The following is a 13583-nucleotide window of genomic DNA, read 5'->3' on the forward strand; positions in this document are numbered from 1 at the left end:
TTACTCCCAAAGAAATAAAGGACCCGGAGGGGGTTTAACCACTGAAAACCGATCTGGATAAACGACATTGACCAGATATAGACCATAGGGTGGCGCAGTTTCCGCACCCAGTTTACGATCTTTTGCCAAAAGCACCTCTCTTACCCATTTTGCCGGTCGTTTTCCAGAGCCAACGGCTATCAATACACCGGCTATGTTTCTAACCATATGATGCAGAAAGGCGTTTGCCGTAATATCTATTATCACCAAATCGGCTGAGCGTGTAATTTTTATCTGATGTACATTTCTCATTGGTGTTTTCGACTGACACTCAACGGAACGAAAGGAAGTAAAATCCAACTCGCCGATTAAATGCTGGGCCGCCTCATTCATGATCCGGTGATCCAGTTGTCGGTGCTGCCAAGTGACAGCACTTCTTAATATGGCAGGCCTGATAGGCCCATTATATATTATGTAGCGATAGCGTCTTGATAAAGCCGAATAACGCGCATGGAAATCTTCTGGCATTTCCTTCGCCCACTTTATGCAGACATCTTTTGGCAGAAAAGAATTGGCCCCATGGATCCAGGAGCGTGTGGTTCTTTCCTTTTCCGTATCAAAATGGATGACTTGATTCGTTGCATGAACACCCGTATCTGTCCGTCCAGCACAAATTACAGATACTGAAGCATCTGCAACTTTGGATAAGGCGTTTTCAATGACTTGTTGTACTGTGTGCAAACCCGCTTGCGCTTGCCAACCATGATATTGGCTACCATCGTATTCTACCCCTAAGGCAATACGCATTTACTTTTTCCCACATAAAAAAGTGTCAATGTATAACAGCATGAATTATTTGTCCATAGCAGGCGCTGAGTACATGTTTTTCCCCGTTACACTAAAAAACTCATGAGTAAAATACTGGGCTTTAACCATTTTTTAAGGAAAGCAATAGATTAAAAACCATACAAGCGCATCGTTGTATTTATCAAAGTCACTGTAAATCGATGACTTGAGAAAATGGAATGGCACGAATTACGGTGGTATTGCAAAGTGTCGTATGGACTCCGCTATCAAGTAGCTGAGGTTCTATCCCTAAAAAATGGCAAAGTTGAGAAAATCAGCCTTCGTTTATTGAAAAATAACAGCTCGTATAAAGCGGTAGTTGGAAAAATTTTCTGCGTGGCACTCCAGAACGATTCCTAATTCAAGGTCGCAAAACTGCCTTTTATTCCATTCGCATCTAACACTTTCTGAGCCTCTTCAATATGACTTATATTTTTGAAAGGCCCGGCCTTTACCAGAAAATGCGTATCAAAATGAGCAACAAAAACGGGCGATGATATCAACAAGGCTAACTTTTTTTGTAATGACTTGGCCAGTTTCTCTGAATGAAAAGCGCCGGCTTGAATATAATAAAGTGCTTTTTTTTCTGCACTTTTTAAAGTTTCAATCTCAACGGGAGCCGTACCTTCTGGAAGCAATCCTAATTTCGCCGCGGCAGCATAAGAAAGATCGATGATTCTGTCTTTGCGAAAAGGACCGCGGTCATTGACTTTAACAATAGCCACGCGTCCGTTTTTCAAATTTTTAACCTTCACGTAAGTGGGCAAAGGGAGTGTTTTATGGGCGGCAGTCATGGCGTACATGTTGTATTCTTCGCCGCTGGAGGTTCTTTTCTTGTGAAACTTTGTGCCATACCAGGACGCAATTCCTCGCGATTTATACCCACTTGCTGTTTGCAATACATTATAAGTTTTGCCTTCAACGTCATATGCTTGAGGATTACCATATCGACTCAGCGGTTCACTGACAGGTACCGCTTCTATAAAAGAAGCTTCTTTCATTGCACGCGGAGGGCCATCCTCCTCCAATGTGCTTGCCGGCTCTATCTTTTCGGTTAATGGTTTTATTTTTTTTTCATTGTTAATAGGATGATGTGAATTGCATGAGCTAAGTAGCAGGAGGAACAAAAAGATTAAATGTCGCATTTTTAAGTCAATTTTAATTCATGAAATAATTTTTGAATATACAATTAAATGGCTCTGGAAAAAACTTTTTTAAAAAAATTATTATTTGTTCAGCTATAAAAGCCTGTGATAATATTCTAACGTCAAATAAAACTGACACGACAGAATTGTTGGCAAATCTGCTTTAACGCGTTTATTGTGCTTGCAAAAGAGAAGTTGATTGCTGCAAAATAAATGCTTGTGTTTTTTATTTTTAACTACATGAGTTGAGTAAATGTCCAAAGCTACGCTAATTTTTATCGCTTCTTTTTTTCTGGTTGTTTTCCCAATACAATACACCAGTGCAGAGTCAGGACAAATTTTACCGCGAGGTTTGTCTCGTGCTTCCTCTGTTGCTAAAAAGCCGCTTACCATTCCTTCCCCGCCTTCTGTCAATGCAAAATCCTACATCCTCATCGATGTCAATAGTGGAAAAATTATTGCTGAAAAAAACAGTGATGAACGACTTCCACCAGCCAGCCTTACGAAAATGATGACCCTTTATGTCATATCCAGCGCTTTGCAAAATCAGCAAATTTCTTTAAAAGATACGGTAAGAATCAGCAAAAAAGCTTGGAAAATCACCGGTTCACGAATGTTTGTCAAAGAAGGTGAGCAAGTAACGGTTGAAAATCTATTGAAAGGCATTATTGTAGATTCGGGTAATGACGCTTGTGTAGCCATGGCAGAACATCTAAGCGGAAGTGAAGAAAGCTTTAGTGATATTATGAACCAGCGCGCTCAGCTTTTAGGCATGGAAAATACGCATTTTACTGACAGTACCGGCCTCCCGGATCCCGAGCTTTATTCCACAGCTAAAGATCTTGCTATTCTTGGTCGTGCTTTAATTACTGATTTTCCTCAATATTATCATTGGTACAAGCAAAAATGGTTTACCTATAACGGGATACGACAACCAAATCGTAATCGTCTGTTATGGCGTGACAAACAGATTGATGGTATAAAAACAGGTCATACCGATAAAGCAGGCTACTGCATGGTTGTATCCGCAAAGCGGGACAACATGCGTCTGCTTGCTGTGGTTTTGGGTGCGCCGAGTGAAAGTTCTCGTGCCGATGATAGCGAGCGACTTATTAATTATGGTTTCAGATTTTATGAAACCCATAAATTATATAACAGCCAACAACCAGTCACGGATCTTAAATTATACAAAGGAATTCAAAACAGCATCAGTGTCGGATTGAAAACCGATCAATATGTAACCATTCCCAGCGGTCAATATCAACGTCTGCATGTTCAAACAAAAGTCCCTGCCTATCTACAGGCTCCTATAAAAAAAGGTGAGAAAGTCGGCTATTTAATCATTAAATTTGATGAGAATATTATTGAGACCAAACCTATATATGCTTTGCAATCCGTACCTTCAGGCGGTTTTTTTAAACGCATTAAAGACTCTATCAGCCTGACTTTCAAGAACTGGTTTGGCTCCTGATAGGCCCGTTGATGACAAAATGAAAACAGCTTTTGTTAATGGCGAGTACATTGAATCCACCAAAGCAAAAATTTCTATATTTGATCGTGGATTTCTTTTTGGCGACGGTGTTTATGAGGTCATACCTGTATACCAAAGTCTACTGTGTTTTGCGGACAGGCATTTCCAACGATTAGCATCCAGTCTGAAACAAAGTAAAATTCCTTCGCCTCAATATAATTGGCAAGATATTTGCCAAAAATTAATTCAACTCAATGGCGGAGGAGATTTGCAGATTTATCTGCAGGTTACACGCGGTAATCAGGGCATAAGAACTCATGATATTCCTGATAATCTTCCTCCAACCGTTGTAGCATTTACCCTGCATAACCCTTTTCCATCTGAAATAAAGAAACAAAAAGGTCTACATGCCAGCCTGGTTGAGGATTTTCGCTGGCATAAATGCAATATTAAATCGATCTCGCTATTAGCCAATATCCTACTTAATGATGAAGCTGTCAGCCAGGGCAATGACACTGCAATACTATTGCGGAATGGATTTTTATCAGAAGGTAGCACTTCAAATGTATTTGTCATTGATAATGCCATGAAAGTCAGAACCTCTCCTTTGAATGAAGATTGCCTACCTGGAATAACAAGGCAAATCACTATAGAATTGCTTGCTGAGTTACAAGTGAAGGTATTTGAGGATAAAATTTCCAAATCAGATATTCTCAACGCACAGGAAATATGGATAACGAGCACAACAAAAGAAATTTATCCTGTCAGTTATGTTGATGGCGAATTAATTGGTACAGGAAAGCCTGGTCCTCTTTGGACTAAAATCAATTCCATGTATCAAAAACTGGTGAAGAAACAAAATGACCAACAAGAAAGAAAAGATTGATTTTCCTTGCCATTTCCCCATAAAAATCATCGGGAATAATCACGCTGATTTTATTGGGGAAATGAGAGGAATTATCGTAAAACACTTTCCTGATTTTGATCTGGAAACTATACTACACAAACAGAGCAGGAATAAGAATTATATAAGCTTAACTATAACGGTTTATGTATTAAATCAAACCTGTCTTGATGCATTCTATCAAGAAGTAAGCAGTCACCCGCAGGTTCATATGATCTTATGATTAGAATAAAACAGCTTGGAATGCAACCCTATCAGGCCATCTGGCAACAGATGAAGAACTTTACTATGGAGCGCAATCCATTTAGTGACGATGAGCTATGGCTGCTTGAGCATATGTCTGTCTATACCCAAGGCCAGGCTGGTAAAGCCGAACACATTCTTAATCCACAAGATATTCCTGTCATACAAACTGACCGAGGTGGCCAGATCACTTACCATGGTCCAGGGCAATTGGTTGTCTATGTATTAATGGATATTAAACGAAAAAACATAGGTATTCGTACCTTGGTTTCCTCACTTGAAAAAATCCTAATAGCTGTTCTTTGTCATTTTGATATAAAAGCAAACATTCGCTGTGGCGCGCCAGGTGTTTATGTTGATGATAAAAAAATTGCTTCTATTGGCTTGCGTGTTAAAAATGGTTGCACTTATCATGGGATTGCCCTTAATGTCAATATGGATTTAACCCCTTTTAAAGGCATTAATCCTTGCGGATTCAGACAAATGGAAATGACCCAGATTTCTGCCTTTTCTCCTGACATTCAAATGGAACAGGTTTGCGAACAATTTGTAAAAAATTTTATTAACTTTTTCGAGCAATAGATTGCCATGAATTTATTCGCAGATTACGTTCAACCTTTAACAACTTGGCTTCATGACAACCCACAGTGGGCATTAACCATTACCTTTGCCATATCATTTGGGGAATCGCTGGCTATCATTGGCAGCATTGTTCCCGGCTCAGTCACCATGACAGCGATTGGCATTTTAGCGGGTTCAGGCGTCATGCGCATCGATTTAACCCTTCTGGCTGCCATAGCAGGAGCAATACTTGGTGACAATGCCAGTTATTTTCTAGGATATTATTTTCGCGATAGACTGATTAATGTATGGCCCTTTAGTCGCCACCCTCATTGGCTTACTTTAGGCAAGCATTATTTTTCTCGTCATGGAGGGAAAAGTGTTTTAATCGGTCGTTTTTTTGGCCCTTTGCGGCCTGTCATTCCTGTTATTGCAGGCATGATGCACATGAGCCAGTGGAAATTTTTAATTGCCAATGTTATTTCGGCCATTGGCTGGTCGATTGTTTATGTTGTGCCCGGTATTCTTATAGGAGCTGCCAGCAATGAACTTTCAGCAGAAAATGCCACTAGATTATTTTTATTTATTCTCGTTTTGCTGATTTGTATTTGGTTGCTCAGTATAATTATTAAAAAGTTTCTTACTTATGCTAAACGTATACTCTCTCTTAATCTGCATGAATTCTGGCTTTGGTCCCGAAAACATCCTGCCCTGTCCAAATATTTTTTAGCCATCACTCCGATAGATGAACAGGATCATTACCCTACGGCAGCATTGGTCATTTTAACCACTTTCAATATTTTTCTTCTCTTGGCCTTGCTGATCTTTCTTATAGAACAAAACTGGATTAACAAAGTCAATTATTCTGTTCATCTGTTTTTACAGAGTTTAAGAATCACAGAAATTGACAGTTTCATGCTTCTATTGAGCCAGTTAATCAGCGCAGCAACTTTAATCACTTCTTCTCTGGCAGTCATTCTTTTTTTTATTTACAAAAAGAATATCAGAGTATTAAGTTACTTGATAAGTATTATGGTCAGTTCTTTTCTAATTGCCAAAGGCTTATCCTTTTTAATCAAATATCCCAGACCACACGGTATTCTTGTTAACTTACCAGGCTCATCGTTTCCAGAAGTTAATCTTTGTTTCGCAACTGCAGTTTTCTCCTTTTTAAGCTTTTATCTAAATAAAACCTCAAACTCAGTGCTTCGAAAAATTCATATCACTATTCTGCTATCCATTCTTCCTGCAAGTGGCTTTGCAGTACTTTATTTAGGTGATTACTGGCTCAGTGATGTAATTGCTGCATTTATTTTGGGCATTCTAATTTCATTGATCCACTGGATTTTTTATCGAAGAAAACTGTCCAAAGAACATTCCACATCTTTTCCAGCCAATATTTTTCTACTGGTGATACTTTTCTCAACCATTGTTAATTTTTCAGTTAATTATCAAACACTTGTTCATAATCACACGCCCTACCAAAAGGAATTTCTCATTACTGAAGAAAAATGGTGGAATCAGAGCCAGCCTGTATTGCCGGTTTACAGGCACAATCGAATTGGTCATGTTGCCAGTTTACTGAATATTCAGTATGTTGGTTCCATTTCATTGTTAAAGCAGTCTTTAGAGAAATATGGATGGAAAAAATATGATGAATCCATGTTGACTGAAATCCTCAAACGAATGTCAGCCCAGTCCCGAGAAGATGCGTTACCTCTTTTAACTCAGCTCTATAATAACCGACGCCCTGTTTTGCTGATGACTTATGATGACCGTGAGTGTGACTGTCTGTTTGTTTTACGAATCTGGCGGTCAAATTATCATCTTAATCGCTTGGGTAAATATATATGGATTGGGAGTATTCATAGAAATAATCAGAATAAACTGATTAAAAAAGGAAAGCTGGACGCTATTTCTTCCGATAAAAATGTTTTAAAAAACATTGAGCCTATTCTGAAATCTTTTAAAGTTAGAAAACTACAAATACCTGAAAATATGTATGAAAAATCTGGTATAAACTCAATTCTCCTTGTGAAAGAAAAACAAATTGACTGATTATTTAAACGACCATGACTTTCTCCGGGCAAAACACAATAGAGCCTGGATAAGATTGTAAAAGATTGATATAAATAAATAAAAAACATTCTCAATTTAAGGGAAGAAATACATGTATCTATTAGCTAAAATCATACACATCCTTTTTCCTGTAATTGCTGCATTTTTCCTGCTATACGGTATTAAACAAAGAAAAAACACAGCTGTGTCGACTGCTCTGTGGATAAGTTTAATTACCTTACTCCTGCATTATGAAATTTCAGGCGGTGAGCTTCTGGGAAATTATTTCAACTACATGAATGCAGCAATATACAGTATTAATATCATCATTGTTTTAATCGCTTTGGTTTTTTTATTATCGCAAATAAAAATAGAAGGCAATATCTGGAGATCTCTGAATCATTTGCTTAAAGCTGTCTTCATCATAGGCTGCCTGCTGTTAATTACTAATGTATGGATAAATGCCTATTTTATTGAAAATCGTATGCCTGGCACGCCAGTGATGCAGGTCGCAAACCTGAATAATACAATAAACAGTCACTGTAAACACCACTACATTTTTTATACAGTAACCAAAGATGGTTCGATTCGATACTTATGCCCCAACAAATACGGCTTACTTCCAGGAATAGGAACACTCCATTTATTACCAGAATTTATTGCCCATCAATTGCCCCCCGCGATATTAAAAAATATTCTGGATAAACAGCAAAATAAAGCCCGTTCACCATAGTCCTCATCATGAGATAGCTCAGCTATAAATTGAGGTTGACTATACAACTCAGAACACTTTTCAAGTGAGGACAAATAATGAGTATCTTATGTTGAATGTAAAAAATTTGTTCTATTAAAAGATAATTGTTAAAATGCGTTCAGTTGGTTAAATATGTATTACTATGCGCCAAGTTATCGCCCTTCTTTTATTGATTCATCAAATCGTCAGTTACGGAATGGCACCAAAAGTCAATTGGGAAAAGGCCATTGATAATGCCGTTGAACGATATGGCCAGGAAGCGGAATCTCGGCTTAAAAATTATTTTTCCAAAGTCGGTATAGACTATCCAGCCGAAGATATTGCGCTATTGGCCTTTAAATCTGAAAAAGTGATTGAGTTATGGGCTAAAGACAAAAATCATTCATGGACACGTATTCATAAGTATCCTTTAACAGCCTTCAGTGGGCATTCAGGCCCTAAACTTAAGGAAAACGACAAACAGATACCTGAAGGTATTTACAAACTGGTGAGTTTTAATCCCTTCAGCAGCATGCATCTGTCTCTAATGATCAATTACCCAAATTATTTTGATAAAATGAAAGGCCAACAGGACAGGCGCAGGAAACTAGGAAATAATATTTTTATCCACGGAAGCCACTATTCAGTAGGTTGTCTTGCCATAGGAAATAAAGCCATTGAACAACTGTTTACGTTGACAAGAAGAGTCGGGCTTGATCATGTCCAAGTGATTATTGCTCCCAATGACTTAAGATATCAAAAGCCAATTACACCTCATTACGGCCAACCTAATTGGTTGACCGAGCTGTATGCCCAAATTAAAACCGCTCTAAAGCCTTTTCGTGTACAAAAAGTAAAGAAGAAAGTTTGATTACAAAAAATCCAAAACCAGCAAACTACCAGGGCGATTTCATCAAAGTTCAAAAATCAAACGATAAGAGTATCTCAACTGTAGAAGAGAGAGTTGATTTATCTGGCAAATTAAAATAGAAAGTGTTAATAATCAGTCACCTACGTTGACCGACGTAGATTATAAAAATCTTAAGAAGGAGCCTGATTGTGTTAGAAAGTACGCGTAAATTTGGAAAAAATCAATATTTGTTTCATTGTTTTCTGTCCATCCGCGATCCACGAGTTGGAGGTCGTTGCACGTATTCACTTTTAACGATACTGATTATTGTTTTATGCGGATTAATATGTGGCTGTGACAGTTGGAAAGCCATGGAGATTTTTGCCAGGAGCCGCAAGCGATGGTTAAGCCAATTTATTGACGTCAGTGAAGGTTTGCCAAGCCATCACACATTGGCACGGGTATTTTCTCTGATTGACCCTTTAGAATTTGAGCGTTGTTTAAGTTCATGGATAGAAGGAATCAGTCAATTTTTTATGGATGAGCTGATTGCGATTGATGGTAAGACAAGTCGTGGCTCCTCTTATCAAAGGGGCCATAAGAAGGCGACCCATCTGGTGAATGCTTACTCCGCACGCTTATCCGCGACGCTTGGCAGCACGGTTACACCTGACAAGTCTAATGAAATAAAGGGGATACCTGTACTACTAAAAGCACTCAATATCAAAGATAAAGTAATAACAATTGATGCAATGGGAACGCAAAAGGGAATTGCCAATTTAATACGTCTCAAACAAGCTCATTATGTGCTTGCTTTAAAAAAAGAATCATAAACGCATGCACCGGAAAGTGGATAACCTCTTTCAAAAAGCGGATTCCTTAAATTACAAGGCCATGGTTTTCCAACAAAAAGACACCAATAATTATGACCACAGCCGTTTTGAAGAAAGAACATACACCGTATTACCAGCCATGTACCTTCCTTCCTGCGGTCAACAATGGAAAGATTTAAGCGCCTATATCCGTGTGCAATCCACGCGGCATCTCATCTACCCACAGGAGACATTGAAACGGCTACACGTTACTACATGACATCCCTGCCTTATAAAAAACACAACTTAATGCGTCAGGCAATTCGCGACCATTGGCAAATAGAGAATGGCTTACACTATAAGTTGGATGTCGGTATGAACGAAGATCAATGCCCCATATATCGCGGCTATGCAGATAGAAATTTGAGCATTATGCGTAAAATAGTCCTTAAATTACTCATGTTACGCACTAAACCTTGCTGCTCCCTGAAATTTAATTAAAATTTCATCCCTGATTTTTAGGGAGGAAGATTTAATGGATATGCTTGATATTTATAGTGACTATTTGATTTGCCAGAATAAATATGCAACAGCTACAGGTTTATCGGAGATGTTGGATGGTGAATTTGCTCACGACAAGGTGACACGATTTTTACGACTACAAGATTTTGGTTCCAAAGCGCTCTGGAATTATGTCAAGAAGTCAGTCAGGGAGAGTGAAGCATCAGACGGTGTTCTTTTATTGGATGACTCGATTGAGGAGAAGCCTTACACGGATGAGAATGAAATTAATTGTTGGCATTATTCCCATGCTAAAGGTGATGTGGTCAAAGGGATTAATATCCTGACCTGCATGGTTCGGTATGGTGACTTCAGTGTTCCTGTTGGTTATGAAGTTATCAAAAAAGACGTTGCTTTTTGTGACATTGAAACAAGGCAAGCTCGCAGAAAGTCATCCACGACTAAAAATGAACTTTTTCGCAAGCTTATCGCACAAGCGGTTAGTAATCATGTGTTGTTTGACTTTGTACTTGCGGACAATTGGTTTGGCTCGAAGGCCAATATGGCTTACATCCATAATGACCTTCAAAAATCGTTTATTATTGGGATTAAATCTAATCGAACCTTAGCTTTATCCAAAAACGACGCCAACAACGGACGGTACACAAAAGTCAGAGAATTAGAGCTTGAAGAGGACATAGCCCACACAGTCTATCTCAAGGGATTAGACTTCCCAGTGAGGCTTTTGAAGAAAATTTTCAAAAACGAAAATGGTTCTACAGGGGTTCTCTATCTCGTTTCTAATGACATGACCAGCAGTGCCGAACGTCTTTATGAAGTGTACCAGAAACGGTGGCGGATTGAAGAGTATCACAAGTCAATTAAACAAAATGCAAGCCTGAACAAGTCTCCAACCCGTACGGTTAAAACACAATCCAACCATATCTTTGCCGCAATCATTGCATACTGCAAACTGGAAATGATGAAAATAAAGACAAAATTGAATCACTTTGCCATCAAGTACAAATTAATACTCAGGGCTAACCAAATTGCTATGCAGGAGTTAAAAAATATGGCTCGTTAAAGTCGATTGTGCGTAACATGAGTTAAATTATTAACCCAGGATACTTCAAACCAAGATGGCATTGCTTTAAAACGAATGAAAGCTGCCCTTTCTACTCAATATTTGAAAAAAGTGATTGGATTTTTGAACTTTGATGAAATCGCCCTGGCAAACTACGTGAAAAAGTAACAAACAGAGTCGAAACATGGTTTAGACTCTGTTAAATGGTTACTTAAAGGTTAACTTCCATAGTATCGGCTAATGGCTCAATTTTACGATAAGCGTTTTTTGCCTCTAATTCCACTGCAAGAAATTGATCAGCAGGTATACCATTTCCTAGTGGCTGGAATACAACGGTACCGATTTTACCCAGCCAAGATTTCTCCTGGGCAGAAATATCTTTTTGTTTTTTTAATTGTGAATAATATTCTGCTATCGCACCAAACTTTTCAAAAGCAGTTAGGTTACGATCATTTTTAATTTTCTTAAGGGAATCATTGATAGGATCAGGATTACTATCTCTGAAAAAAGGAAATAAAGGATTATGAATCACATTTTTAAGAAGTGACTCAATTTGGCTGTTTATACGATTTTTCAAATCAGCCTTACTTTTTTCAGCAAAATCCTTATGTAAACCTCCCTTTTTTAGTGCCAGTTATAATTAGAGTTTTCCGACCTGTTTTTAATCAATCTGTAATCCAAAGGTGACATATCACCGAGTGATTCATGTGGTCTTTCTTCGTTATATTCTTTCATCCAATTTCTGGTAATATCACGTACCTCATTGAGACTTCTAAATAGATAAAAATCCAATATTTCATTCCGATAAGTTCTATTGAACCGCTCCACAAATGAATTTTGAGTTGGCTTTCCCGGCTGAATAAACTCAAGAATAACACCATGCTTTTCTGCCCAATCCGCTAACGCAAGGGAAATAAACTCAGGTCCATTATCAAGTCGCAACCTTGCAGGATATCCTCGATTGGCGGCAATATGGTCAAGTACCCGAATAACCCTTAGAGCAGGCAAGCTCAAATCAATTTCAATTGCCAAAGCTTCCCGATTAAAATCATCTACCACATTAAAAGTCCTGAATCTTCTGCCGCAATTGAGGGCATCACTCATAAAATCAGCTGACCATGTATGGTTAAGGGAATCAGGCACAGCAAGAGGTTCCGGGTGACGGGAAGCTAATCTGCGTTTTCCTTTTCGCCTTATATTTAACTTCAACTCACAATAAACACGGTATACTCTTTTATGATTCCAGGAGAAACCTGCCTGCCGCAATTTGATAAACAACTTCCTGAAACCATAACGCGGATAGTGTTCGGTTATGGTCACCAATTCTTTTATCACCGCTTCATCCTTATCCATCGCCGGCTGATAGTAGTAAGCTGTACGACTTAAGCGTAATACCGAGCAGCTTCGCCTGAGACTCAGACCATGTTCCTGCACCAGATAATCAGCCATTTCCCTCTTTTCAGCCGGCTTCAAAGCTTTTTTTCTATAACATCCTTCAGTGCACGGTTTTCCAGAGACAAATCAGCAAACATCCGTTTCAGCTTTGCATTTTCTTCCTCAAGTTGCTTCATGCGTTTAATATCTGAGGCTTCCATCCCACCGTATTTTGCTTTCCAGTTGTAATAGGTGGCATCGGATATCCCATGTTCCCGGCATACATCCTTTACCAATCGTCCTACTTCAACTGATTTTAATATGTTTAAAATTTGATTTTCTGTAAAGCGACTGCGTTTCATCGTTCCTCCTCTTTTTTGCTTATTATGCCGGAGAAACTCTAATTGAAAATGGTGCTATTTTAAGGGAGGGTTACACTTATATTCATACTGAGCGGCCCATTTCTTTTTATAAGCAGTTATTGCTGCATTTTCAATACGTAACGCAACATCAGTGGGAATACCATCCCCCAGTTTTTGAAATATCATAGCTATTTTACGCTTCCATGGATCCTGACTTTTTAAGTTCGAATAATGCTCCGCTACGGCCCCAAACTTCTCCATGGGTGTTAAACTAGGGGAATTTAGAATCTTTTTTAGAAATTCTTTACTAGGATCTTTGAGAAAAAAAAGAAAATTATTCAAAAAAGAATTACTGGTAATAGCCTTAAGTTGAGAGTTTATATTTTGCTTTATACGATCTTGCAATTCAGTTTCTTTATCAGCAAGAAATTTTGAATAATCACCCATACTATGATCCTCTATTAATGATAGATAGCAATCATCTTATCAATATAAGATGGTTATATAAAGAGTGTTCGATTCTTCTGACAAGAAATTTACTTATAAACTCATGTTACGCAGCACTGTATTTTTTAGAACATTTAGACGCATTTTGAAATTTTAAAGCGCTGTTTACATGGAGTAAATGAGCATTTAAAATTTCAAAATGCGTCCAAAGAG

General features: G+C 38.3%; 16 protein-coding genes. 11 read left to right on the forward strand and 5 right to left on the reverse strand.

All coding sequences use genetic code 11. The features are described 5' to 3' along the window. Positions 1 to 786 (reverse strand): tRNA pseudouridine(38-40) synthase TruA, encoded by a 786-nt coding sequence (truA, locus tag E4T55_RS01280; protein ID WP_058501685.1) that lies wholly within the window; start codon positions 784 to 786, stop codon positions 1 to 3. 395 nt (positions 787 to 1181) lie between these two features. Continuing rightward, entirely contained in the window at positions 1182 to 1970 is a 789-nt protein-coding gene (locus E4T55_RS01285) for a septal ring lytic transglycosylase RlpA family protein (RefSeq protein WP_058501684.1), read from the reverse strand. A gap of 253 nt (positions 1971 to 2223) precedes the next feature. Between E4T55_RS01285 and E4T55_RS01290 the strand changes: the two genes are divergently transcribed. The 11 genes from E4T55_RS01290 (at position 2224) to E4T55_RS01340 (ending at position 11187) form a co-directional block, all read left to right on the forward strand. After that, entirely contained in the window at positions 2224 to 3441 is a 1218-nt protein-coding gene (locus E4T55_RS01290) for a D-alanyl-D-alanine carboxypeptidase family protein (RefSeq protein ID WP_058501683.1), read from the forward strand. Between the two features lie 19 nt (positions 3442 to 3460). After that, the gene (locus E4T55_RS01295) at positions 3461 to 4327 is read left to right on the forward strand and encodes a D-amino acid aminotransferase (RefSeq protein ID WP_058501765.1); all 867 of its coding nucleotides are present in this window, start codon (positions 3461 to 3463) and stop codon (positions 4325 to 4327) included. After that, positions 4302 to 4568, forward strand: coding sequence for an HP0495 family protein (locus E4T55_RS01300; protein ID WP_058501682.1), 267 nt, complete (start codon positions 4302 to 4304; stop codon positions 4566 to 4568). The genes E4T55_RS01295 and E4T55_RS01300 overlap by 26 nt, the downstream gene beginning before the upstream one ends. Continuing rightward, a complete protein-coding gene (lipB, locus tag E4T55_RS01305) occupies positions 4568 to 5170 on the forward strand; it encodes a lipoyl(octanoyl) transferase LipB (protein WP_058501764.1) in 603 nt (200 codons plus the stop codon). The genes E4T55_RS01300 and lipB overlap by 1 nt, the downstream gene beginning before the upstream one ends. Positions 5171 to 5176: 6 nt before the next feature. Then, positions 5177 to 7207: a bifunctional DedA family/phosphatase PAP2 family protein gene (locus E4T55_RS01310; RefSeq protein ID WP_058501681.1), complete on the forward strand. Its 2031-nt coding sequence runs from the start codon at positions 5177 to 5179 to the stop codon at positions 7205 to 7207. 112 nt (positions 7208 to 7319) lie between these two features. Beyond that, complete coding sequence (locus tag E4T55_RS01315) at positions 7320 to 7940, forward strand: hypothetical protein (protein WP_058501680.1); 621 nt, start codon at positions 7320 to 7322, stop codon at positions 7938 to 7940. A gap of 163 nt (positions 7941 to 8103) precedes the next feature. After that, positions 8104 to 8811 carry a L,D-transpeptidase family protein gene (locus tag E4T55_RS01320; RefSeq protein WP_223168319.1) on the forward strand — a complete coding sequence of 236 codons (708 nt, stop codon included), beginning with the start codon at positions 8104 to 8106 and terminating at the stop codon, positions 8809 to 8811. Between the two features lie 188 nt (positions 8812 to 8999). Beyond that, positions 9000 to 9623 carry an ISAs1 family transposase gene (locus E4T55_RS01325; protein ID WP_167758040.1) on the forward strand — a complete coding sequence of 208 codons (624 nt, stop codon included), beginning with the start codon at positions 9000 to 9002 and terminating at the stop codon, positions 9621 to 9623. A 4-nt stretch (positions 9624 to 9627) separates the two neighbouring features. Beyond that, positions 9628 to 9882 carry a hypothetical protein gene (locus E4T55_RS01330; protein WP_135121905.1) on the forward strand — a complete coding sequence of 85 codons (255 nt, stop codon included), beginning with the start codon at positions 9628 to 9630 and terminating at the stop codon, positions 9880 to 9882. After that, the gene (locus E4T55_RS01335; protein WP_115325246.1) at positions 9789 to 10103 is read left to right on the forward strand and encodes an ISAs1 family transposase; all 315 of its coding nucleotides are present in this window, start codon (positions 9789 to 9791) and stop codon (positions 10101 to 10103) included. The genes E4T55_RS01330 and E4T55_RS01335 overlap by 94 nt, the downstream gene beginning before the upstream one ends. A 34-nt stretch (positions 10104 to 10137) precedes the next feature. Further along, the gene (locus E4T55_RS01340) at positions 10138 to 11187 is read left to right on the forward strand and encodes an IS701 family transposase (protein WP_115325247.1); all 1050 of its coding nucleotides are present in this window, start codon (positions 10138 to 10140) and stop codon (positions 11185 to 11187) included. Positions 11188 to 11398: 211 nt separating this feature from the next. Here the strand turns inward: E4T55_RS01340 and E4T55_RS01345 are convergent, their stop codons facing one another. The 3 genes from E4T55_RS01345 to E4T55_RS01355 form a co-directional block, all read right to left on the reverse strand. Continuing rightward, entirely contained in the window at positions 11399 to 11764 is a 366-nt protein-coding gene (locus E4T55_RS01345) for a hypothetical protein (protein WP_058502119.1), read from the reverse strand. A gap of 47 nt (positions 11765 to 11811) precedes the next feature. Beyond that, positions 11812 to 12923 (reverse strand): IS3 family transposase gene (locus E4T55_RS01350; RefSeq protein WP_245183899.1). Its coding sequence is split into 2 segments (ribosomal slippage): positions 11812 to 12671 and positions 12671 to 12923, totalling 1113 coding nucleotides; the frame shifts between segments, so codons are not numbered across the junction. A 54-nt stretch (positions 12924 to 12977) separates the two neighbouring features. Beyond that, the gene (locus E4T55_RS01355) at positions 12978 to 13370 is read right to left on the reverse strand and encodes a hypothetical protein (RefSeq protein WP_058502293.1); all 393 of its coding nucleotides are present in this window, start codon (positions 13368 to 13370) and stop codon (positions 12978 to 12980) included. Positions 13371 to 13583 lie beyond the last annotated feature (213 nt).

Source organism: Legionella israelensis (assembly GCF_004571175.1).
In the GTDB taxonomy this organism is placed as follows: domain Bacteria; phylum Pseudomonadota; class Gammaproteobacteria; order Legionellales; family Legionellaceae; genus Legionella_D; species Legionella_D israelensis.